Here is a 20,641-nt window from a genome sequence, read left to right on the forward strand (position 1 = left end):
GCGCTCCTTGCCTCAGAGGAGTCGGACGTGCCGTTTAGGCCGACCCCCGTACATGCATGCTAGTCCCCGGCACCGACAGGCTCGCTCTCAGCGAACAAGCCGCGACCTCCGGTACGGCCGCCAACTGGGGATCACAAGGGAACAACCACCCCGGGTCCGCCGGTGTTCCCGGCGCGCCCGGTGTTCGCCACCAGCGAATTCGTCGGCTTTGTTGTTCTCTCAGTCATCCGGCCGGACGATCCCGGCCGGCGGTGTCCACAGTGTGATACGGCCGGAATGCGGACGGTCCCGGTGCCATCGACTGGCACCGGGACCGGCAGATCTTGTCCGAATTTACTTGGCTTCGTTGTACGCCGCCCGTACCTCGGCGGAGATCCGGCCCCGCTCGCTGACCTCGTAGCCGTTGTCCTTGGCCCACGCGCGGATGTCGGCGGAATCGGTCGCGGACCGGCCCCGTCCCCGCCCACGGCCCGCGGCGCCACCCCGGCGGCCGGCCACCCGGCGCCCGGCGCCGACATACCCGGCCAGGGCGTCGCGCAACTTGGCGGCGTTCTTCTTGGACAGATCGATCTCGTACGTCGAACCGTCCAGCCCGAAGGTCACGGTCTCGTCGGCCTTACCGCCGTCGAGATCGTCCTCGAGAACCACCTGAACCCTTTGCGCCATCGATGACAGTCCTTTCCGCGCCCGTCACCGGGCACAATCCCCCTGCCGTTAAAACTTGATACTGATTTGTACCGCACAAACCGGCATCCTGTCATTCAACAGGCGGAATGGGCCGTAAAGATGTGACTAAACACTCCGGTCCGATCGACGCAGCGCATCCATCGTGACGATGGGTATTCACGTCACTCCGGGTACGTGTCGGCAAGAAATCGGACCCGGGAATGGATTTGGCCGTTGGTTGTGCTATGCAACGGCTCCCGGGCCCGATTTAGCGGTCACTCCGGACGCAGCAACGGGAACAGAATCGTCTCCCGGATACCGGCCCCGGTGAACAACATCACCAGCCGGTCCAGCCCCATCCCCAGCCCACCGGCCGGCGGCATGCCGAACTCCATCGCGCGGAGGAAATCCTCGTCCAGGTCCATCGCCTCGGGATCGCCGGCCGCGGCCAGCAACGACTGTGCCACCAGGCGTTCCCGCTGGATCACCGGGTCGTTGAGCTCGGAGTACGCCGGCGCCAGCTCGACCCCGTTGATGATCAGGTCGAACGCCTCGACCAGCCCGGGAACCGACCGGTGCGGCTTGGCCAGCGGCCGGACCGATTCCGGATAGTCCTGCACGAAGGTCGGCTGGATCAGGGTGTGCTCGACCAGCTTCTCGTACAGCTCGAGCGCGATCTCACCGGCATTCCAGCCGGGCTGCAACTCGACCTGGTGCTGCTCGGCCAGCTTCGTCAGCCGGGCCGCGTCGGTGCTCACGTCGACCGCTTCACCGACCGCTTCCGAGATCAGCTCGAAAACACTCACCTCGCGCCACGGGGCGGTCAGGTCGATCTCCGACCCGTCGCGCCCGGTGACCACCGTGCGGCCGACCGCGTCGGCCGCATTGAGGATCAGGTCGCGCAGCAATGTCTTCATCGAGCCGTAATCCCCGTAGGCCTGGTAGGCCTCGATCATCGAGAATTCCGCCGCATGAGTGGAATCGAGACCCTCGTTGCGGAAGGTCCGGCCGATCTCGTAGACCCGGTCGACGCCGCCGATCATCGCGCGCTTCAGATCCAGCTCCAGCGCGATCCGCAGCAGCATCTCCTGGTCGAACGCGTTCAGGTGGGTCCGGAACGGCCGGGCCGCGGCGCCGCCGTTGGTCAGCTGCAGCACCGGCGTCTCGACCTCGATGAAGCCCTGCTGGTCGAACGTCGACCGCAGCGACTTCAGCACGGCCGCCTTGGTCCGGACCATGTCGCGGGCCTCGGGCCGGACGATCAGGTCGACATAGCGCAGCCGGACCCGGGCCTCCTCGCTCAGCGGCTTGTGCTCGTTCGGCAGCGGCCGCAGCGTCTTGGCGGCCATCTGCCAGCCGGTCGCCTGCACCGACAGCTCGCCGCGGCGGCTCGTCACCACCTCACCCTGGACCGAGAGCAGGTCGCCGAGGTCCACCAGCGCCTAGAACCGGGCCAGCTCCTCCTCGCCGACATCGGCGAGCGACAGCATCACCTGCAACTCGGTGCCGTCCCCTTCGCGGAGGCGGACGAAGCAGAGCTTGCCGGTGTTGCGCAGGAAGATCACCCGGCCGGCCACCGAGACCTGCTCACCCGTCTTGGTGTCGGGCTCCAGCTCCTGGCTGTCGTAGCGTTCGCGGATCTCCTTCAGGGTGTGTGTCCGCGGCACCGAGATCGGATACGGCTGGACCCCTTCCGACAGCAGCCGGTCACGCTTCTCCCGGCGTACCCGGATCTGCTCGGGCAGGTCGTCCTGCCCGCTGTCGGGGGTCGCCGGGGTCTCACGTGGGTCAGTCATGCCCTAAAGGCTAGTGAGTGAGCACCTCTTCGGCCGAATCCTTTGTCCACTGCCTACTGACCCGGATCAGCAGTACCGCGGTGACGACCGTCATCATCGCCATCCCCGAACCAGCGGTCACGAAGGTCATCCGGGGACCGAGCAGGGCACCCACGAGGCCACCGAGCAGGAGAGCCAGGAGGCTGGCTGCCCGGGCGGTTCCGCTCAGGGCGGCGATCACCCGGCCACGAACCGCCTCGGCCGACCGGGTCACGACGAGGGTGCTGGTCGCGGCGTTGAGCATGCCTCCGCCGAACCCGACCGAGACGGCTCCGATCACCAGGGTGACCACGTTCCCGGCCACTCCCATCAGAATGCAGGACGCCCCGATCGCCGCAGTACCGGCAAGCACGGCCCGTGAGCGGGCGGAGTCGTTCCGCAGCCGGCCGGTGAACCAGGCGCCGACGATCGCGCCCGCTCCCTGGGCGGCCAGGACTCCGCCGTACCCGCTAGAGCTGAGGCCGAGTTCGTCGGTGATCAGGAAGACCTCGACCACGTTGACCGCCTCGCCGGCCAGGACGAACACCCACAGAGCCGGTACGAGGATCCGCAGCAACGGGTCGCCGAACATGCTCCGCAATCCGGCAGTCAGCGCACCCCGCTCCCGTACGGCGCCCCGCTCGGGGCTGCGCCGGGTCCGAACCAGGCGCGCCACGACAGCCAGTCCGACGAACGTCGACGCGTCCACCAGCAGGGCTCCGCGATCGCCGGCCCAGCCGACGAGCAAGCCACCCAGGGCCGATCCGGCCAGCGTCGCCACGCCGATCAGGGCCTGGCTGGTGCCCGTCGTCTTGCCGACGAACTCCTCACCGACGATCCGCGGGATCAGGGCGCCCCACGCTGGGCCGGCCACGGCCTGACCCAACTGCAGGACGCAGACCAGAGCCAGAGTGGCGGCGAGGCCGTGGCAGAAGGCGAGCCCGACCCCAGCGGCCGCCTGCAGCACAGACGCCCAGACCAGCACCTTGCGGGAGTCGTAGCCGTCGACGATGCGACCGGCGAACGGGATCATCACCACCGTCGGGACGGCGAAGGCGAGCAGCAGCGCGGTGATCGCGCCGGGACCGCCGTTCTCGGAGACCCTCAGCATCAGCGCCACCAGGGCGATCGAGTCACCGGCATAGGAGACGGCGCGAGCGGGGAGCACCAGCCGCACGTCCCGCAACGACCAGATCGACCGGCCAGGCCCTGAGTTCTGAAGTGTTTGCTTCATAGTTATGAAGCTACTGCTTCAGATATGACGGCGTCAAGGGACCCGCTACGCTGTCGCCGTGGCCAAGAAGAAGCGCCTGGTCCTGACCGATCCGCGGGCGATCCGTGCCCTGGCCCATCCGGCCCGGCAGGTGATCATCGACGAGCTGTACAGCGGGAAGGTGCTGACCGCGACGGAATGCGCCGAACTGGCGGGGCTGACGCCGTCCGCGACCAGCTACCACCTGCGCGCCCTCGAACGCTGGGGCATCGTCGAGCGCGCCGACACGTCCACGGACGGCCGTGAACGCCCCTGGCGGGCGCCGGCCCAGGGCCTGGAGGTCAGCACCCAGTCGGGCGGCGCCGGCCGGATCGCCAGCCAGACGATGATCCGGAACAACATCCTGCGGGTGCTCGAACAGTTCGAAGAGCTGGCCGGGGACGACCCGTGGGACGACCTCAGCAAGCTGAACCGCAGCCGGCTGTGGCTGACCAGGGCGGAGACCGAGCAGCTCGACCAGGAGCTCACCGAGGTGATCGATCGCTACCGGAAGGGCCGGACGGCGACGAACCACCCCGCCGCGACGCGCCAGATCAGCACGCTGCTGGTCGTAGTACCGACCGGGAAGGCGCCCGAAGAAAGCTGAACTGTTAGGAACACAACGGGCTGAGCGGGAGTACCTTCAGAAGACAGGCACTTCCGCCGGCGCGGGTGGTTTTTATGCAGTCCTGGCTTCTGTGGTTGACCATCGCCGCCGTCCTCGGCATCGCCGAGTTGATGACGGCCACGCTCGACCTGCTCCTGCTCGCCGTCGCCGCGCTCGCCGCGGCCGCGCTGGGGGCGCTGGGGCTCGGGATCGGCCTGCAGTTGCTCGCGTTCGCCGTCACCGCCGCCGCCATGATCACGCTGGTCCGCCCGGTCGCCCGCCGCCACCTGACCGGTACGCCGCAACTGCGGACCGGGGTCGCCGCGCTGATCGGGCGCGAGGCGGTTGTCCTGAGTCCGGTCGGACGCGATCCGGGCCGGGTCCGGATCGGCGGCGAGGAGTGGACCGCGCGGTCCTACGATCCCGACCTGCTGATCCCGGCCGGGACCAGGGTCGACGTCTTCGCAATCGAGGGCGCCACCGCCCTCGTCCATCCCCGGGAGGAACCATGGCCGAACTGATCGTCGGGCTGGTCGTCGCCGTTCTGGCGGTCGTGCTCGTACTGCGTACCGTCCGGATCGTGCCGCAGGCCAGGGCCAGCAACGTGGAACGGCTGGGCCGGTACCTGCGCACGCTCGAGCCCGGACTGAACATCGTCATCCCGTTCATCGACCGGCCCCGGCAGCTGATCGACCTACGCGAACAGGTGGTGTCGTTCGAACCGCGCTCGGTGATCACCGAGGACAACCTGGTCGTCGACATCGACACGGTGCTGTACTTCCAGGTCACGGATCCCCGCGCCGCGGCGTACGAGATCTTCAACTACATCCAGGCGATCGAGCAGCTCACCGTCACCACGCTGCGCAACGTGATCGGCAGCATGGACCTGGAGAAGACGCTGACCTCGCGCGAGCACATCAACTCGCAACTGCGCGGCGTCCTCGACGAGGCCTCCGGCAAGTGGGGCATCCGGGTGAACCGGGTCGAGCTGAAGGCGATCGATCCGCCGGTCTCGATCAAGGAGTCGATGGAGAAGCAGATGCGGGCGGACCGGGAGAAGCGGGCCACGATCCTCAGCGCCGAGGGGCAGCGGCAGGCCAGGATCCTGACCGCCGAGGGCGACCGGCAGGCCGCCATCCTGCGCGCCGAGGGGCAGGCGCAGGCGATCGACACAGTGTTCGAGGCGATCCATCGCAACGACCCGGACCCGAAGCTGCTCGCCTACCAGTACCTGCAGATGCTGCCGGAACTCGCGAAGGGCCCGGGTAACACCTTCTGGGTGATCCCGTCCGAGGTCACGTCAGCCCTGCAGAACGTCACCAAGGCCTTCAACCCGACTCCGCCACCCGTCGCCCCCTCGACCAATGGCATCCCTGCGGAGATTCCCCGGGCGGACTAGATCACAGGTCAGGTAACTAGTTGCCCCCGGATGCCAGGATGGAGGTATGGGGGAAACATTCAACGCATTGGCCATTTCGATACCGACCGGGGGGTTCGCGATCCTGGCCTATCTCGTCGTCGGCCTGGTGATCGGGATCGAGAGCATGGGCATCCCGCTGCCCGGCGAGACCACGCTGATCGCGGCCGCGCTGCTGGCGTCCCAAGGTGACCTGCGGCTGGTGCTGGTGATCGGCGCGGCCGCCACCGGCGCGATCATCGGCGACTCGATCGGCTACTTCATCGGGCGCAAGGCCGGCCGCGGGCTGTTCGAACGGCTCGGGCGACGGTCCAGACACTTCTCCGAGGTCCGGATCGTGAAGGCGGAGAAGTACTTCCACAAGTACGGCGTCTGGACCGTCTTCTTCGGGCGGTTCGTCGCGCTGCTGAGGATCTTCGCCGGCCCGATGGCGGGCATGCTCCGGATGCCGTACCCGCAGTTCCTCGCGGCCAACGCGGCCGGCGGTATCGCCTGGTCGACCACGATCGGCATCGTCGCGTTCAACATCGGCGACAACGCGGACAAGATCTTCGGACAACTCTCCGTCTGGGCTCTGGTGGCTGTCGCAGTCGGCCTCGTCGCGGCGTACGCGATCTACAGGCTTCGCCGCCGGACCAGCGACGTCGTACCGGCTGAGCCTGCGGTGGCGGAGTCAGCGGACGCGTAGTACCAGGCTGGGAGTCGCTGTGCCGTAGACCGTCGTGCCCAGGTACGACGTGCCGGGGACCAGGAAGCGGTAGGCGAACAGGCCCGGCTTGGTCGCCTTGAAGGCGAGCGTGGCGCGGCCGTTGCGGATCGGCGTGGCCTTGACGTTGCCCCAGGTCTTGCCGTTCCAGAACTGCAGCATCGCGGCGCTGTTGACGACCGGACGGACCACGACGACCGCATTGATCACGTCGTTGCGGTTGTGGAGGTTGCCGCCGGAGTACCCGGCGCCCTGGATCTGCAGACGGCTGCGAGTCAGGTACGTCTTGCTGCTGGATTCGGTCGAGAGGGAACCCGCCCGGCTGGCGGCGGGGACATAGGCGCGGTACGAGCGGCTGCCAACGGTGTTGACCCGTACTTCGAAGTGCCCGCCGGGCTGGGTGGTCCCACGCCCGGCCTGGACCCACGGACCTCCGGCCTTGTTCTGCGCCAGCACGACAACCGTCAGCCCGGCCGCCGTGTTCTGTTGCGCCAAGCAACGGCTCTCGGCGCAGCTGATCTCCTGTAGGACGGTCCTGCCGCGGATCATCATCTGATGCCCGAAGGTCCACAGCGTTGGCACCGCGGCCGTCGTGTAACTGGTCCGGGCGGAGATCTCGCCGCCAGTCAGCGAAGCCCACTCGTTCTTGGCCCGCAACTGGAAGAAGTACGGCGGCTTGACGTTCTTCACCACCTGCCGGGTCGAGGTGGTCCCGGCCCCGACCGCGCGGAACGGCTGACCGTTACTGCCGATCACCGGCTGGTAGACCTGGCTCCCCTTCGGCACGTCCAGCGGATCCCCCGGGGTGAAGTCCTGCGCGGGCGGCGGCACCTTCCAGGTCACCACCACGTCCTTGCCGCTCGGGGTCGCCACCGCGTCCGAGGGCCGCTGCGGTCCGTCCGTGTCGAACATCGGGGAGCGGGCCAGTTTGCTGGTGATGCCACCCTGCGAAGTACCGACGGCCAAGGCGATCTTGTAGTTGCCGTCCGGCGGGAACGCCGAGGTCGGGATCGCCCAGCTGTTCGGCTCCCCCGCGGCCAGATACTTGATGTACGACGGGCTCGAGCTGACGATGCCTTCGATGGAGATCCGGTTCGGGGCGTTCGAGTCCTTCCAGCTGACCTGGACGGCCTGGCGGGTGTTGTCCGCCCACCCGATCGTGACCGCGGACGGGGTCGGGTCGGACGAGCACGCGGTCAGCACGCCGGCGCTGAGAACCACGGCCGAGGCAAGGGCGAGCCGCACCCTGACCATCTCGCCTCACCTACCTCGTCGCGGATACCGCCTCACTGCAGGGACCGGCTTGACCATACATAGTGTGGACAAGCCGATGCCTAGAAGGAGGACCGAATCGTGATACTTCCGGCCGACGTCTGCCGGCAGCGGTTCCGCCTGGCGGACAGGGTCTTTCTGGCCACTACGGGTGAGGATATGCGCCCGCACATCGTGCCGGTGACGTTCGCCCTGACCGGCGACGATTCACTGCTCATCGCGATCGACCACAAACCCAAGACAACCACGAACCTCCGCCGCCTCCGCAACATCGCCTGGAATCCCCAGGTTTCACTCCTGCTCGACCACTACGACGCGGACTGGACCCAGCTCTGGTGGATCCGCGCCGACGGCCACGCCGCCGTGAGCTCTGACGCCTCCGCCGAGGGCTTGGTGGCCAAGTACCCGCAGTACGCCGAGACGCCACCAGCCGGCCCCTTCATCCACATCACTGTGGACAACTGGACCGGCTGGTCTTACAGCTAGGCGTTCGTGGTGAGGACGACCCAGGTCTTGCCGTTCCAGCGCTGCAGTTGCACCCGGCCGGAAACCCTCGGGTCGACGTTGAGATCGGCGTAGCAAGAAAGTTGCAGCTTGTTGCAAGTGGGCGGCAGTGCTTGGGCCTTACCGTGGGGTTCAACAGCAAGGGGGGACCTCTATGACTTTCATCAGTACGCCCGAAAACACTGCCCATCTCGAGGCGAACCGGGCGCCGGCCGGACATATCCCGAATTTCGTCAGGACCTTCGCGGCCAGGCCGGAGGTCTACCAGGCTTGGGCGCAGCTCAACGGCGCGATCAAGGCAGGAATGGACCTGCGCCGCTATGAACTCGCCACCCTGGCCGCCGCGACCGCCCTGAAGTCGAGCTACTGCTGCCTCGCGCACGGCCAGGTTCTAGCCGACAAGTTCCTCTCATCCGACGAGGTCGCGACGCTCGTCACCACGCCGGCCGAAGATCCCGTCGACCGGGCCGTGATGGATTTCGCCCGCAAGGTCGCGCTCGCCGCCGACACCATCACCCAGTCGGACGTCGACGTACTGCGCGCCCTCGGCCTCAGCGACGAAGACGTCCTCGACGTCGCCCTGGCAGCCGCCGCCCGCTGCTTCTTCTCCAAAACCCTCGACGCCACCGGCACCACCCCCGACGCCGCCTATCACACCCTCCTACCCCCAGCCCTGGCCAAAGCCCTAACCGTCGGCCGCCCAATCGACTGATCGCTCGACCAATCAACTGGTACCATTTCCTGTACCACTGCGCTCGAGCGATCAACAGGCAGCAACCAACCAGAGAGGGGATCCCATGGCGATCACGGCATCGGCCGCACGCAAGGATCTGTTCCCACTCATCGAGCAGGTCAACGAGGATCACACTCCGGTGGAGATCACGTCGAAAGCGGGCGGAGCCGTCCTGCTGTCCCTCGACGACTACCGCGCGTTGGAGGAGACGGCGCACCTGCTGCGCGTGCCGGCCAACGCCCGGCGGCTGCTCGAGAGCTTGGCACAGGCCCAGCGAGGTGAACGGGAGGAACACGAGCTGACGTGAGGCTCGTGTTCACTCCGCACGGCTGGGAGGACTACACCTACTGGCAGGGCGCGGACCGGCAGCAAGTCAAGCGCATCAACCGTCTGATCGAGGATGCGCTGCGCGACCCACAGAGCGGCATCGGTAAACCTGAACCTCTGAAGCACATGCTCCAAGGAGCCTGGTCGCGGCGGATCGACAGCGAGCACCGACTGGTGTACCTCGTCGACGCCGACGATCTCGTGATCCTGCAAGCCCGGTTCCACTACGGGAAGTAGACGGTCCTATTCCGGCTGGTTCTTGGTGGGGCCGTTGTGGTGGTAGGGGGTGGTGATGCCTTCGTACATGAGGTGGGTGATGAGGCCCTGGGCGGCGTGGGGGAGGTTGTGGCAGTGGTCCATCCAGATGCCGGGGTTGTCGGCGACGAAGGCGATCTCGTAGGTTTCGTCGTCCTCGACGTTGAGGGAGTCGACCCACCAGGGGGAGCCGGTCGCGGCCACGCCGTTGCGGCTCAGCACGACGACGTGGTGTCCGTGCAGATGCATCGGGTGCACCTGGCCTGACTTGTTCTGCACGGTCATCCGTACGATGTCCCCCTCGGCCACCACGAACATCGGCACCTTCGGGAACTGGTGCCCGTTGATCGTCCACCACAGCCCAGGTACGCCGTCGTAGAACCCGGGCCGCCTGCCGATCCGGTACTCGAAATGCCGATCCGCCGAAGCAGGATCAAAGGGCAGCGCAGCCGTCTTCCCATAGCTCAGCAGATCGACCGACGCACCAGGTTCGGCACCCGTCGGCGCGTCCCCCGAGCCGATCACCAAAGTCGTCGGCCCACCACCCAGTCCGATGCGAATCGCCCCACTGGGCAAGGTGATCGCCAGGTCGATCCGACCGCCCGCCGTCACGAGCACAGACTTCCCCTCGACAAGAGTCGGCCCGTTCACCTCTGTACCGTCCACAGCAACAACCCGGTACTGCGCGCCGTCGACCCAGGCAGCCATCGGTCCGTTGTCGGTGTTGATCAGCCGAACCCGCACCGTGCTCCCCGGCACCGCGGAGACCCGGCGCTCGCCGTACTCCCCGTTGACCGTCCGGATCTTGTCGTACGTGTGCACCGCCGCGATCACGTCGCTCGGAGAGGGCGAGATCACGAGTACGCCGTACAGGCCGTCCTTCACCTGCTCGTGCGACAACTGGTGCGAGTGGTACCAGTACGTCCCCACGTCGACCGCCACGAACCGGTACACGAAGGTCTGTCCCGGCATCACCGCGTCCTGCGTGACACCGGCGACGCCGGCCACAGCAGCCGGTACGTCGACTCCGTGCCAATGCAGAGTGGCCCCATCGGGGACCGACTCGTTGATCAGCGTCACCTCGACGAGATCGCCTTGTTTCGCGGTGATCCGCGGGCCCGGTGACGTGTGGTTGAGGGTGTACCCCTTCATCGGGCCCCGGCCGGGAATGTCGAAACTCTCCTTGCGCGCGACCAGCTTCACCGAAACGTCGGCCGCCTGGTTCGCGGGCGCGACCAGCTTGCTGAGATCACGTCCGTGGCCGGCGTGCGCCATCGACATCGCCGGGCCGCCACCGTAGTCGGCGTACCCCATGTCCATCGGCGCCAGGCCGTTCGGCACCAGGCTCTGCTGCCACATCCAGCCCAGCGGCGCCAGCACCACCAGCGTCGCCACGAGCGCGACCAGCACGCGGCGACGGGGCAGCCGAGCGGTCACGACCGGCCCTCGAAGGTTGCCAAGGGCATCTAGATGGTCGCCTCAGTACTGGTCGGCGCGGCGGCCGCCGGCTGGTTCGCCGCCCGCTTGCCCGCCATCCCCGCGACAGCGATCAGGGCCAGCGCATTGGCGCCGTGCAGTGCGCCGATCACCGGTGCACCCCACGCGACGAAGGCCAGTGCGATCTGCAGGACGACGAGTCCGAACACGATCGCGGCCCACTTGACCCCACCGGCGATGCCGGCGAAGAAGGACACGATCAGCAACAGAATGGCGAGCAACGGGATCGCTATCAGGCCGATCATGCCGTGCGCCACTTGGCCGAAGTTGAAGTCGGTGTTCTTGTCGAACACCGCGCCGCCGTCGACATCCTTCAGCACCATGAACCAGCCGAGCGCGATGGTCATGGCCTGCAGCAGCACGCCGATTGCGATCAGCTGCGCCAGCACGCGATAGGTGGACTTCACAATCGATCCTCCCCCGGACCGCGACCCGCGCGCTGCGACCACGCACATCTCCCCGTGGCCCCGGACCTCCCCGCCCGGGTGTCGCTCGTCTCATCGTGATCCTGCTACGGCCTGTGCACAAGAGGGTATGGCGGTGAACCAGAACTGACGGAGAGTGACCGTCTAGCGGTTGCGGGCGAAGGCGCGCTGCAGACCGAGCAGGGTCAGGAAAGGTTCGTGCTGGTCGATCTGGTCGCATTCCTCGACCACGAGCGCGGCCAGGGCGCCAGTCGCGACCACGGTGACGGCTGAGCGGTCGAAGCCCTGCTCGGCGACGATCCTGTTCACGATGCCGTCGACCAGACCGGCGAATCCGAACACCGCGCCTGCTTGCAAGGCCTCCACCGTGTTCTTCGCGACCACCGAGCGGGGGCGGAGCAACTCCACCCGGCGCAACTGGGCCGCGGACTGCCCGAGCGCATCCATCGCGGTCTCGATCCCCGGTGCTATCGCTCCGCCGATGAAGGCGCCGCTCGCGTTCACCACGTCCACGGTGGTCGCCGTACCGAAGTCGGCCACGATGCAGGGAGCACCGTACCGGTGGACCGCGGCCAGCGCATTGGCGATCCGATCGGTGCCGACCTCCCGCGGGTTGTCGACGAGCACCGGAAGGCCGGTCTTCACCCCCGGCTCCACCACGACACTCGGTACGCCCGGGTAGTAGCGCGCGACCAGGTCCCGGAGCTCGTGGAGCACACTCGGGACGGCCGAGCAGACGGCCAGTCCGTCGACCTGAGTCTCGCCGGACAGCAGTCCCTCGAGGAGCACGGCCCACTCGTCCGCAGTACGGCGGGTGTCGGTGCCGACCCACCAGTGGCGTTTGACCGTGCCGCCGTCCGTGGCCTCACCCTGGTCGCTGTCGAGCAGGCCGACCAGAGTGCGGGTGTTCTCCACTGCGACGGCGAGCAGCATCAGGCTTCCTGGAGGTCCAACGCGATGTCGAGCACCGGCGCCGAATGCGTCAGCGCGCCCACCGCGAGGAAGTCGACACCGGTCTCGGCGACCTCGCGAGCCGCGTCGAGCGTCAGCCCGCCGGAGGCCTCCAGTCGGGCCCGGCCGGCCACCTTCTCGACCGCCTCGCGCAACGACGGCACGTCCATGTTGTCCAGCAGGATCAGATCGACGCCCGCATCCACCGCGATCAGCGCGTCTTCGACCGAGTCCACCTCGACCTCGACCGCGATCTCCGGATAGGCCTTGCGAACCAGGCGGAACGCCTCCGCGACCCCGCCGGCGGCGATCACGTGGTTGTCCTTGATCAGGGCAGCGTCGGACAACCCCATCCGGTGGTTCTTCCCGCCGCCACAGCGCACCGCGTATTTTTCCAGCGTACGCAGCAGCGGCATCGTCTTGCGGGTGTCGCGGATGACCGCGCCGGTGCCCTCGACCGCATCGACCCAGCGCCGCGTCAGGGTGGCGACCCCGGAGAGATGGCAGAGCAGGTTCAGCGTGGTGCGCTCAGCGGTGAGCAGTTGCCGGGTCTTGCCGCGCACGGTCATCAGGACGTCGCCGGCCTTGACCGAGGCCCCGTCGGTGACGGAGTGCTCGATCTCCACCTCTTCGCCCTTGCCCGCGACCAGCCGGATCACCAGGTCGGCGATCTCGAGGCCTGCGACCACGCCGTCGCCCCGCGCGACCAGCTCCGCGACCGAGACCTGGTCAGCGTCGACCGTGGCCGTGGTGGTGACGTCGACCCCGCCGGCCAGGTCCTCCTCGATGGTGGCCCGGACGAGGTCCTCGACCCATTGCCTGTCGAGAGTGTCATCCATGCTGCTACTTCCCCTCCGGTGAATCCTTCAGCGCCACGAAGGTCGTGGCCGGCCGCGCCGAATCTTCCTCGGCCGGCAACGTGAGGTCCAGATTGCCCGACCAGTGCTCGTCGTCGCGATCCGGGTAGTCCTCGCGCCAGTGAGCCCCGCGACTCTCCTCACGGACGGTAGCGGCCGCGATCAGCGCTGACGCGACCGTGACCAGGTTCGTCGCCTCCCATCCAGGCGTGCCGGGCTCGCCGGCCGGTTGCTCGATCAGTTTCCCGAGTCTGGCACCCGCTTCCGACAGTCCGGACGCGCTCCGGATGACGCCGGCACCGACCGTCATCACCCGCTGCAACTCCGGTACGACGTCCGCATCGACCAGGCCCGGCACTCTCCCATCGACAGCCGGTTCGCGCAACGGCGGAAGGTCCCTGGCGAGCGAATCCGCGATCCGGCGGGCGAAGACCAGGCCCTCCAGCAGGGAGTTGGAGGCCAGCCGGTTCGCGCCGTGCACCCCGGTACAGGCGACCTCGCCGCAGGCGTAGAGCCCGGGGACGGAGGTGTGACCCTGGAGATCCGTCCAGATACCGCCGGACGTGTAGTGGCAGGCGGGCGCGACCGGGATCAGCTCGCGGACCGGATCGATACCGTGCGACCGGCAGGAGGCCAGGATGGTCGGGAACCGCACCCGCCACTTCTCGTCACCGAAGTGCCGGGCGTCCAAAAAGACGTGATCCTTGCCGGTGGCAAGCATCTGCCGCATGATCGCCTTCGCCACGATGTCCCGCGGGGCGAGGTCGGCCAGCTCGTGCTGACCCTGCATGAAGCGGTTGCCGAGATGGTCGACCAGGAACGCACCCTCGCCGCGCACCGCCTCGGATACCAACGGTTGCTGGCCTTTGGCGCTCTTGCCCAGCCACAGCACGGTCGGGTGGAACTGGATGAACTCCAGATCGCGAACCTTCGCCCCGGCCCGGAGAGCCAGGGCCATCCCGTCCCCGGTGGAGACACTGGGATTCGTGGTCGCGGCGTACAGCTGACCGAGTCCGCCCGAGGCGAGGATCACCGCGCGGCTGCGGATCGCGCCGACGCCGTCCAACTGGCCCTCACCCATCACGTGCAGGGTGACGCCGGCGATGGCGCCGTCCTCGGCGGTGAGCAGGTCCAGCACCAGCGCGTGCTCGATCAACCGGATGTCGGGCGCCCGCTTCACCGCTGCGACCAGCGCCCGCTCGATCTCGGCGCCGGTCGCGTCTCCGCCGGCGTGCGCGATCCGGTTGCGGTGGTGCCCGCCCTCCCGGGTCAGCGACAGGTCTCCTCCGGCCATCGTGTCGAACCGCGCCCCGAGCTCGATCAGATCCCGGACGGCATCCGGTCCTTCGGTCACCAGAGCCCGTACTGCGGCTGGATCGCTGAGCCCGGCGCCTGCCACCAGGGTGTCGTGGAGGTGGTCCTCAGGCGAGTCACCCGGACCGAGCGCCGCGGCGATACCGCCTTGAGCCCACTGGGTCGAACCAGAGGCGACGACGTCCTTGGTCACCACCAGCACCGAACCGAGCTCGCGAGCCCGCAACGCGGCGGTGAGCCCGGCGATCCCCGAGCCGATCACCACCACGTCGACCGTATCGGTCCAGCCTGGTTCGGGCGCAGCCAACCGCTGCGGCACAGCAGGAGCAGTCATCAGGCGACCGTATCAACCGATTTCACCGGAGCGTGATGGAAATGTTGTCAATGAGACGGGTGGTGCCTACGCGGGCGGCTATCAGCATGCGGGCCTCGCCGGGGCCTATGACCGGTCCGAGGTCGGGGGCGCGGAGGGCCAGGTAGTCGATCTTCACCGACGGCACGGCCTCCAGTTCGGCATGGGCGGCGGCCATCACGGCGTCAGGGCCGTTCATTCCGGCCTTGGCGCCCGCGGTGAGCGCGCGGTACAGGACCAGCGCCTCGTCACGCTCGGTCTCCGACAGGTACCGGTTGCGTGAGGACAAGGCGAGCCCGTCGGCCTCGCGAACGGTCTGCACCGGGACGATGTCGACGTCCATGTCGAGATCGCACACCATCTCGCGGATCAGCGTCAACTGCTGATAGTCCTTCTCCCCGAACAGCGCGATGTCCGGTGCGGTCAGGTGCAGCATCTTCGACACCACCGTCAGCACACCGGCGAAATGCCCGGGCCGGACCATCCCCTCGAGCTCGTCGGCCAGCGGACCGGGATGCACCGTGATGGACGGCTCGTTCGGGTAGAGCTCGTCGCGGGACGGGTTGAAGACCAGATCCACGCCCTCGATCTTCGCGATCGCCAGGTCACTGGCCAGGGTCCGCGGATACCGGTCGAAGTCCTCGGACGGCCCGAACTGCAACGGATTCACGAAGATCGTCAGGACCACACTGCCTTCCGGCCCGACTCGTTCGCGAGCCTCCGCCAGCAGGGCCGCGTGGCCGTCGTGCAGGGCGCCCATCGTCATCACGACCGCTCGGGGCCGGATCGCCGCCGCCGCTCGCAGCTCAGCCTTGGTCTGGGTGAGTCTCACTGCGGTGCCTCCCCTGTTCGATACCCCAGCACATCTTCGAAGTCCAACGCCGTTTCGAACCGCGCGGCCGTCTCGCGATCCAGCCGGCCCGCCTCGACCGCCAACTCCACAGTGGCACCGGCGAGCTCGGCGTACGTGCTCGCCACGCGCCCCCGCAGTACGGCCAGGTGAGCTGCCACCGTGTCGACATCGCCGCGCGCGATCGGCCCGGTGAGCGCATCATGACCGGACCGCAGCGTGTTGTCGAGGGTTGCGGTCAGCAGTGGCCCCAGTGTCGCCGCCGGGTCGGCGACGCCGGCCTCACGCAGTACGGCGAACGCCTGCACGAGCAACGTGGTCAGGTGGTTCGCGCCATGCACGAGGCCCGCGTGGTAGAGCGCCCGCTGCTCCTCCGAGATCCACTGGACCCCGGCTCCGAGGGCCTTGACCAGCCGCTCGACCATCGGCTGGGCCTCGGCCGGCGCGGTCGCCGTGAAGACAACGTCGGTCAGGTCCACGGCCGTCCCGACAAAGGTCATCGGCGGATGCAGCGCCACCGGAATCCCCGCAGTACCTGCGAAAACCGAGACCCCGTGCGCCCCGGACAGATGCACGACGTACTGGTCCCGCGTCAACGGAAGGCCGGCCGCAACCTCGGCCAGCGCATCATCCGGTACTGCGACCAGCACCACATCGGCCCGGGTGGTCACCTCGGACGGCGATAGCACGGGGACGTCCGGCAGCAGGCGGGCGGCTCGTTCGAGCGACGCCTGCGAGCGTGCGGCGACGCCGGTGACGGGATACCCGGCGGACGCCAAGGCTGCTCCCAGGGCGCTCCCGGCCCGGCCGGAGCCGATGATGCCGATACGTTCCATGTCCACTCTCTACGTTCCAGTCCTGACTAGTGCAGGTACCAGACGGTTCGTGCGGTCGACTCAAGCTTAGTGGTCGGCACAGGTGGGAGCATGATGCGGTGAGCGAACACTCAGTGGATGCGTGGACCGCGCGGACAGCGATCCTGGTCGCGGTGCCGGAGCTTGCCTCGTACACCGATCGATGGCGATCCGTCTCCTCCTCATCGAGCCGGCCGGACCTCACGCTGACCGAACTGATTCCGCCGCACGTGACCGTGCTGGTGCCCTGGGTCAGCGATCCATCGCCGGAACATGTGCAGCGACTGGAGGACGCGGTCGCCTCGGTGGAGCCGTTCGACCTCAGCTTCCCGACCGCCGGCCAGTTCCCGAACGGGACGGTCTGGTTGCGACCCGAACCCTTCGACCAGGTTCTCGAACTGCTCAAGACCGTGCTCGCCGCGTTCCCCGAATGCCCGCCCTACGGCGGTGAGTATCCGGACCCCCATCCGCACCTGACCATCGCCTCCGCTTCCTCCGCCACTGCCGCTGTCCTCGCCGAGGCTCAGGCGGCGCTCGCGGCTGAGGCCGCGCCGACCGTCCGGCTCGACGATCTGACCATCTGGCGGGAGGGCGAGGACCAGGTCTGGCAACTGGTCGGCTCGGTCCCCCTGGGCCACTAGATGGCAACCTTCCGGGAGGCTTGGCAGGAAGCGCTCTACGGACCGGGTGGCTTCTACCGCGTCGAACGACCAGCCGCCCACTTCCGTACTTCGGTGCACGCGTCCCCGTTGTTCGCCCGGGCGATCGCCCGCCTCGCACGGGATCTGGGTTTCAGCGAGATCACCGACATCGGCGCCGGGGAGGGCGAGCTCGGGGATGCGCTGCGCGCCGAGGGACTCGCAGTACGGGACATCGAACTGGACGACGAGCTGCCCGACCGGCTGACCGGCCTGGTGATCGCGAACGAATGGCTCGACAACCTCCCCTGCGAGCTCGTCGAACTGGACGACTCTGGGGTCCCGCGCTACCTGCTGGCGGATCTCACGGTGGGTGAGGTTGTCTCAGGCAACGACCTCTCGTGGCTGGAGAAGTGGTGGCCGCTGACCGAACCGGGTGACCGCGCCGAGGTCGGGACCACTCGGGACGCAGCCTGGGCGGACGTTGCCCGCCGCCTCGACGATGCCGTTGCGATCGCAATCGACTACGGACACACCCGCGCCGACCGTCCGCCGTGCGGGACTCTGACCGCCTTCCGCAAGGGCCGCGAATGCTCGCTGATCCTCGACGGCTCCTGCGACATCACCGCGCACGTCGCGCTGGACTCGCTGGCCGCAGCGGTTCCGGGGAGCTTGGTTACCACCCAACGCTCAGCGCTCAGCGCATTGGGGGTGAGCAGTAGCCGTCCGAGCCAGGAGCTCGCCCGGACCGATCCCCTGCGCTACTTGGCCGAGCTGTCGTCCGCGGGCGAGGCCACTGAGCTACTGGATCCCTCTGGGCTCGGCGGGTTCGGCTGGGTGTGGACGGGAGCGGGCGCGGACGCAGTACGGCGTGCTTCTCGGGCTCTGCTGGCCTGAGCCTCTAGGAGGTTTGCAGCGTCGTCTACATCGCGGTGGAGGGCTATGGCATCCGTCGGGCCCAGGGGCGTGTCTATGTGGACGTTGGCGAGGCGTAGGCGGCGCTGGAGCGGGCCTTGCTGCAGTCGGACAGACTGGGTCTTGTGGTGCAGCACGATCGACGTACGGCGGCTTACCCAGCCCCGGGTGGTCACCAGTACCTGCTCGTCGGAGCCGTACGACAAGTAGCGCCAGCCGATCGGGCGCAACCACTTGGCGCGCTCCGGGGCCTGGTGCATCTCGATGCGGGACAGGTCGAACCCGGGCAGCACGCGCGCGAGCACACCGGCCACCTCCTGGCGCTCACCGACCGGTAGGAGCTGGGCGCCATCGTGCTCGTCCTCACCGTCGGACTTGTTGCCCGCCACACCGGCGATGTCCAGGTCCACCCGCGACCAGCCGAGCAGTCGCCAGATCAGCGGCTCGGTGATGAGCAGGCCCTGCACGCGGCCGGGCGGAACCGTCTGGCGCTGCACGTCGAACAGGCCCCGCTTGGTCCTCAGCCCATCGCGCGTCTCGGACAGGGTGAAGCCGTGGTTGCCGACGACACCCTTCCAGATCGGCTGCACGACACCGAGCAGCAGCGGCAGACCAGCGAACAGACCGAACCGGAAGTCCAGCACTGTGGTGGCGATGATCAACCAGACCAAACCGGCGAGGCTACCGAGCACTGTCGAAGACAGCAGGGTCGCACCGAGCAGGCGACCTGTCGGAACCACCAGCAGCGGCGGCGACTCCACTTGCGGCGCCTGGGCCTCGGCCTCGGCGGCCTGCTCGCCCTTGGCCCTGACCAGCAGAGTGGCCCGCAGCTTGGCGGCCTCCTCGTAGGTGAAGTAGCTCAGCCGGCCGTCGTTCTTCCCGCCGCCGGCGACGTCCATCCGCAGCTCGGCCATGTTGAACAGCCGCGCCACGAACGGCTGCGCCACGTCGATCGCCTGGATCCGGTCGAACCGGATGATCCGGGTCCGGCGGAACAGGAAGCCGCTGTCGACCCTGATCGCGTCGTCGGTCAGCTGCCACTTGGTGAACCACCAGGACAGCGCGCCGAGCAGGATGCCGCCGACCAGGACGGCGAGCAGCCCGAGTCCGGCGATCTTGAGGTTGCTGCGCAGGCCCTCGTTGTTGGCCATCGCGAACGCGGCGACGACGAAGTACCCCCAGCCCTTCACGAACGGGGTCAGCGGGTGCAGTCGCTCTCCGGTGCGCTCGGCCGGGCGCGCCTGGGGTGGTGCGGTGGGCTCGGTCACAGGCCCCACGCCTGTGCCTGGCCGAGCGCGGACAACCTGTCACGCAACCGGCTCGCCTCGTCCGGATGCAGCCCGGGGATCTTGGCGTCGGTCGCCGGGGTCGCAGTGTGCAGCTCCACCGTCGCGATGCCGAACGACCGCTCCAGCGGACCGGCCGCCACGTCGACGAACTGCATCCGCCCGTACGGGACCACCACCAGCTGGCGGAACAGGATGCCGTGGCTGACGAGCAACTCGTCCTCGCGTTCGGCGTACTTCCAGGACCGCTGGTTCCGGCCGATCAGGATCCAGGTCCAGACGAAGATGGCGGCCATCAGCACCAGCCACAGTACGGCGTACAGCCAGTCCAGCAGCAGCCCGAACAAGAGCAGCCCGGCGATCGCCACCACGCCGATCATGATCGCCGCACTCACTCTGCGAACAGCCGCGAGCTTGGGCGAGACCGGTGTCCAGCTGACATCCGATGGTGCGAAGAGGTCGTCCACGACAACCAGCCTGTCACGATAGGGGGCATGAGTACGGAGCGAGTGGTCGGAATTGGCCCGGGAGCCGCTGGGCTGGACCCGCAGTTCGAGCGTGGCGGGACCGGTTCCGGCTCGGAGTTGCCGACCACCGACATGGTGCTCAACATCGGGCCCCAGCACCCCGCGACGCACGGCGTACTGCGGCTCCGGCTGACCCTGGACGGCGAGCGGATCGTCGGCTGCGAACCGATCATCGGCTACATGCACCGCGGCGCCGAGAAGCTCTTCGAGGTCCGCGACTACCGCCAGATCATCGTGCTGGCGAACCGGCACGACTGGCTGTCCGCGTTCTCCAACGAGCTCGGCGTGGTGATGGCGGTCGAACGGATGATGGGCCTCGAGGTCCCCGTTCGCGCGGTCTGGTTGCGCACCCTGCTGGCCGAGCTGAACCGGGTGCTGAACCACCTGATGTTCCTCGGCTCGTACCCCCTGGAACTGGGCGCCATCACGCCGGTCTTCTACGCGTTCCGGGAGCGGGAGACTCTGCAGGCGGTGATGGAGGAGCTGTCCGGCGGCCGGATGCACTACATGTTCAACCGGGTCGGCGGCCTGAAGGAGGAGGTCCCCGCCGGTTGGACCGGCCGGGCCCGGTCAGCCATCGCGGAGGTCCGGCGCCGGCTGCCCGATCTGGACAACCTGATTC

The 20,641-nt window shown here is 68.0% G+C and carries 22 protein-coding genes and 2 pseudogenes; 11 read left to right on the top strand and 13 right to left on the bottom strand.

Features of this window, described 5'->3' with window-relative positions; translation table 11 throughout:
• Window positions 1-333: 333 nt before the first annotated feature.
• The 3 genes and pseudogenes from VFG33_RS31860 to VFG33_RS31870 all read right to left on the bottom strand — a co-directional run bounded on the left by VFG33_RS31860 (window position 334) and on the right by VFG33_RS31870 (window position 3,714).
• Window positions 334-666 (bottom strand): histone-like nucleoid-structuring protein Lsr2, encoded by a 333-nt coding sequence (locus VFG33_RS31860; RefSeq protein ID WP_325056699.1) that lies wholly within the window; start codon window positions 664-666, stop codon window positions 334-336.
• 275 nt (window positions 667-941) lie between these two features.
• Window positions 942-2,462: pseudogene (gene lysS, locus VFG33_RS31865) on the bottom strand (lysine--tRNA ligase).
• A 10-nt stretch (window positions 2,463-2,472) separates the two neighbouring features.
• Entirely contained in the window at window positions 2,473-3,714 is a 1,242-nt protein-coding gene (locus VFG33_RS31870) for an MFS transporter (RefSeq protein WP_325056700.1), read from the bottom strand.
• Window positions 3,715-3,772: 58 nt separating this feature from the next.
• On the opposite strand from VFG33_RS31870, the gene VFG33_RS31875 reads away from it, so the two are divergent.
• The 4 genes from VFG33_RS31875 to VFG33_RS31890 all read left to right on the top strand — a co-directional run bounded on the left by VFG33_RS31875 (window position 3,773) and on the right by VFG33_RS31890 (window position 6,444).
• Complete coding sequence (locus VFG33_RS31875) at window positions 3,773-4,339, top strand: helix-turn-helix domain-containing protein (RefSeq protein WP_325056701.1); 567 nt, start codon at window positions 3,773-3,775, stop codon at window positions 4,337-4,339.
• A gap of 74 nt (window positions 4,340-4,413) precedes the next feature.
• Window positions 4,414-4,860 carry an NfeD family protein gene (locus tag VFG33_RS31880; RefSeq protein WP_325056702.1) on the top strand — a complete coding sequence of 149 codons (447 nt, stop codon included), beginning with the start codon at window positions 4,414-4,416 and terminating at the stop codon, window positions 4,858-4,860.
• Window positions 4,848-5,738, top strand: a complete 891-nt coding sequence (locus VFG33_RS31885) for an SPFH domain-containing protein (protein WP_325056703.1) — start codon at window positions 4,848-4,850, stop codon at window positions 5,736-5,738. Before VFG33_RS31880 ends, VFG33_RS31885 begins: the two co-directional genes overlap by 13 nt.
• A gap of 46 nt (window positions 5,739-5,784) precedes the next feature.
• Entirely contained in the window at window positions 5,785-6,444 is a 660-nt protein-coding gene (locus tag VFG33_RS31890; protein WP_325056704.1) for a DedA family protein, read from the top strand.
• Here VFG33_RS31890 and VFG33_RS31895 read toward each other — a convergent pair.
• Window positions 6,430-7,716, bottom strand: a complete 1,287-nt coding sequence (locus VFG33_RS31895) for a hypothetical protein (RefSeq protein ID WP_325056705.1) — start codon at window positions 7,714-7,716, stop codon at window positions 6,430-6,432. The genes VFG33_RS31890 and VFG33_RS31895 overlap by 15 nt on opposite strands.
• A gap of 99 nt (window positions 7,717-7,815) precedes the next feature.
• Between VFG33_RS31895 and VFG33_RS31900 the strand changes: the two genes are divergently transcribed.
• The 4 genes from VFG33_RS31900 to VFG33_RS31915 all read left to right on the top strand — a co-directional run bounded on the left by VFG33_RS31900 (window position 7,816) and on the right by VFG33_RS31915 (window position 9,535).
• Window positions 7,816-8,220 (top strand): TIGR03668 family PPOX class F420-dependent oxidoreductase, encoded by a 405-nt coding sequence (locus VFG33_RS31900; protein ID WP_325056706.1) that lies wholly within the window; start codon window positions 7,816-7,818, stop codon window positions 8,218-8,220.
• Between the two features lie 172 nt (window positions 8,221-8,392).
• A complete protein-coding gene (locus VFG33_RS31905) occupies window positions 8,393-8,950 on the top strand; it encodes a carboxymuconolactone decarboxylase family protein (RefSeq protein WP_325056707.1) in 558 nt (185 codons plus the stop codon).
• 85 nt (window positions 8,951-9,035) lie between these two features.
• Window positions 9,036-9,278: a type II toxin-antitoxin system Phd/YefM family antitoxin gene (locus VFG33_RS31910; protein ID WP_325056708.1), complete on the top strand. Its 243-nt coding sequence runs from the start codon at window positions 9,036-9,038 to the stop codon at window positions 9,276-9,278.
• On the top strand, window positions 9,275-9,535 hold the full coding sequence (locus tag VFG33_RS31915) for a Txe/YoeB family addiction module toxin (protein ID WP_325056709.1): 261 nt from the start codon (window positions 9,275-9,277) through the stop codon (window positions 9,533-9,535). Before VFG33_RS31910 ends, VFG33_RS31915 begins: the two co-directional genes overlap by 4 nt.
• Window positions 9,536-9,541: 6 nt before the next feature.
• On the opposite strand, the gene VFG33_RS31920 is transcribed toward VFG33_RS31915, so the two are convergent.
• From VFG33_RS31920 to VFG33_RS31950, 7 genes are all read right to left on the bottom strand, one after another.
• The gene (locus tag VFG33_RS31920; protein WP_325056710.1) at window positions 9,542-10,990 is read right to left on the bottom strand and encodes a multicopper oxidase family protein; all 1,449 of its coding nucleotides are present in this window, start codon (window positions 10,988-10,990) and stop codon (window positions 9,542-9,544) included.
• Window positions 10,991-11,019: 29 nt separating this feature from the next.
• Window positions 11,020-11,457: a hypothetical protein gene (locus tag VFG33_RS31925; RefSeq protein ID WP_325056711.1), complete on the bottom strand. Its 438-nt coding sequence runs from the start codon at window positions 11,455-11,457 to the stop codon at window positions 11,020-11,022.
• Window positions 11,458-11,619: 162 nt separating this feature from the next.
• A complete protein-coding gene (locus VFG33_RS31930; RefSeq protein WP_325056712.1) occupies window positions 11,620-12,408 on the bottom strand; it encodes a type III pantothenate kinase in 789 nt (262 codons plus the stop codon).
• A complete protein-coding gene (nadC, locus tag VFG33_RS31935) occupies window positions 12,408-13,265 on the bottom strand; it encodes a carboxylating nicotinate-nucleotide diphosphorylase (RefSeq protein WP_325056713.1) in 858 nt (285 codons plus the stop codon). Before nadC ends, VFG33_RS31930 begins: the two co-directional genes overlap by 1 nt.
• A 4-nt stretch (window positions 13,266-13,269) precedes the next feature.
• Complete coding sequence (locus tag VFG33_RS31940; protein WP_325056714.1) at window positions 13,270-14,931, bottom strand: L-aspartate oxidase; 1,662 nt, start codon at window positions 14,929-14,931, stop codon at window positions 13,270-13,272.
• A gap of 22 nt (window positions 14,932-14,953) precedes the next feature.
• Window positions 14,954-15,781 carry a pantoate--beta-alanine ligase gene (gene panC / locus VFG33_RS31945; RefSeq protein WP_325056715.1) on the bottom strand — a complete coding sequence of 276 codons (828 nt, stop codon included), beginning with the start codon at window positions 15,779-15,781 and terminating at the stop codon, window positions 14,954-14,956.
• Window positions 15,778-16,635, bottom strand: a complete 858-nt coding sequence (locus tag VFG33_RS31950) for a Rossmann-like and DUF2520 domain-containing protein (protein ID WP_325056716.1) — start codon at window positions 16,633-16,635, stop codon at window positions 15,778-15,780. Before VFG33_RS31950 ends, panC begins: the two co-directional genes overlap by 4 nt.
• Window positions 16,636-16,733: 98 nt before the next feature.
• Here VFG33_RS31950 and VFG33_RS31955 point away from each other — a divergent pair, with 98 nt between their 5' ends.
• Window positions 16,734-17,294: a 2'-5' RNA ligase family protein gene (locus VFG33_RS31955; protein WP_325056717.1), complete on the top strand. Its 561-nt coding sequence runs from the start codon at window positions 16,734-16,736 to the stop codon at window positions 17,292-17,294.
• Window positions 17,295-17,942: pseudogene (locus VFG33_RS31960) on the top strand (SAM-dependent methyltransferase); the annotation flags it as partial.
• Between the two features lie 110 nt (window positions 17,943-18,052).
• Here the strand turns inward: VFG33_RS31960 and VFG33_RS31965 are convergent.
• Both VFG33_RS31965 and VFG33_RS31970 read right to left on the bottom strand, forming a co-directional pair.
• Window positions 18,053-19,474, bottom strand: coding sequence for a PH domain-containing protein (locus VFG33_RS31965; RefSeq protein ID WP_325056718.1), 1,422 nt, complete (start codon window positions 19,472-19,474; stop codon window positions 18,053-18,055).
• The gene (locus VFG33_RS31970; protein ID WP_325056719.1) at window positions 19,471-19,959 is read right to left on the bottom strand and encodes a PH domain-containing protein; all 489 of its coding nucleotides are present in this window, start codon (window positions 19,957-19,959) and stop codon (window positions 19,471-19,473) included. The genes VFG33_RS31965 and VFG33_RS31970 overlap by 4 nt, the downstream gene beginning before the upstream one ends.
• A gap of 27 nt (window positions 19,960-19,986) precedes the next feature.
• Between VFG33_RS31970 and VFG33_RS31975 the strand changes: the two genes are divergently transcribed.
• Window positions 19,987-20,641 (top strand): NADH-quinone oxidoreductase subunit D-related protein (locus VFG33_RS31975; protein ID WP_524538162.1); only part of this gene is annotated, 655 nt, incomplete at its 3' end.

Source organism: Kribbella sp. (assembly GCF_035687465.1).
In the GTDB taxonomy this organism is placed as follows: Bacteria; Actinomycetota; Actinomycetes; order Propionibacteriales; family Kribbellaceae; genus Kribbella.

Bases quoted from the DNA above. Each gene is read 5' to 3' on its own strand.
- VFG33_RS31870 (WP_325056700.1), bottom strand. From the start codon at position 3,714: ATGAAGCAAACACTTCAGAACTCAGGGCCTGGCCGGTCGATCTGGTCG.
- VFG33_RS31910 (WP_325056708.1), top strand. From the start codon at position 9,036: ATGGCGATCACGGCATCGGCCGCACGCAAGGATCTGTTCCCACTCATC.
- VFG33_RS31950 (WP_325056716.1), bottom strand. From the start codon at position 16,635: ATGGAACGTATCGGCATCATCGGCTCCGGCCGGGCCGGGAGCGCCCTG.
- VFG33_RS31880 (WP_325056702.1), top strand. From the start codon at position 4,414: ATGCAGTCCTGGCTTCTGTGGTTGACCATCGCCGCCGTCCTCGGCATC.
- VFG33_RS31905 (WP_325056707.1), top strand. From the start codon at position 8,393: ATGACTTTCATCAGTACGCCCGAAAACACTGCCCATCTCGAGGCGAAC.
- VFG33_RS31895 (WP_325056705.1), bottom strand. From the start codon at position 7,716: ATGGTCAGGGTGCGGCTCGCCCTTGCCTCGGCCGTGGTTCTCAGCGCC.
- VFG33_RS31940 (WP_325056714.1), bottom strand. From the start codon at position 14,931: ATGACTGCTCCTGCTGTGCCGCAGCGGTTGGCTGCGCCCGAACCAGGC.
- VFG33_RS31860 (WP_325056699.1), bottom strand. From the start codon at position 666: ATGGCGCAAAGGGTTCAGGTGGTTCTCGAGGACGATCTCGACGGCGGT.
- VFG33_RS31890 (WP_325056704.1), top strand. From the start codon at position 5,785: ATGGGGGAAACATTCAACGCATTGGCCATTTCGATACCGACCGGGGGG.
- VFG33_RS31930 (WP_325056712.1), bottom strand. From the start codon at position 12,408: ATGCTGCTCGCCGTCGCAGTGGAGAACACCCGCACTCTGGTCGGCCTG.
- nadC (WP_325056713.1), bottom strand. From the start codon at position 13,265: ATGGATGACACTCTCGACAGGCAATGGGTCGAGGACCTCGTCCGGGCC.
- VFG33_RS31885 (WP_325056703.1), top strand. From the start codon at position 4,848: ATGGCCGAACTGATCGTCGGGCTGGTCGTCGCCGTTCTGGCGGTCGTG.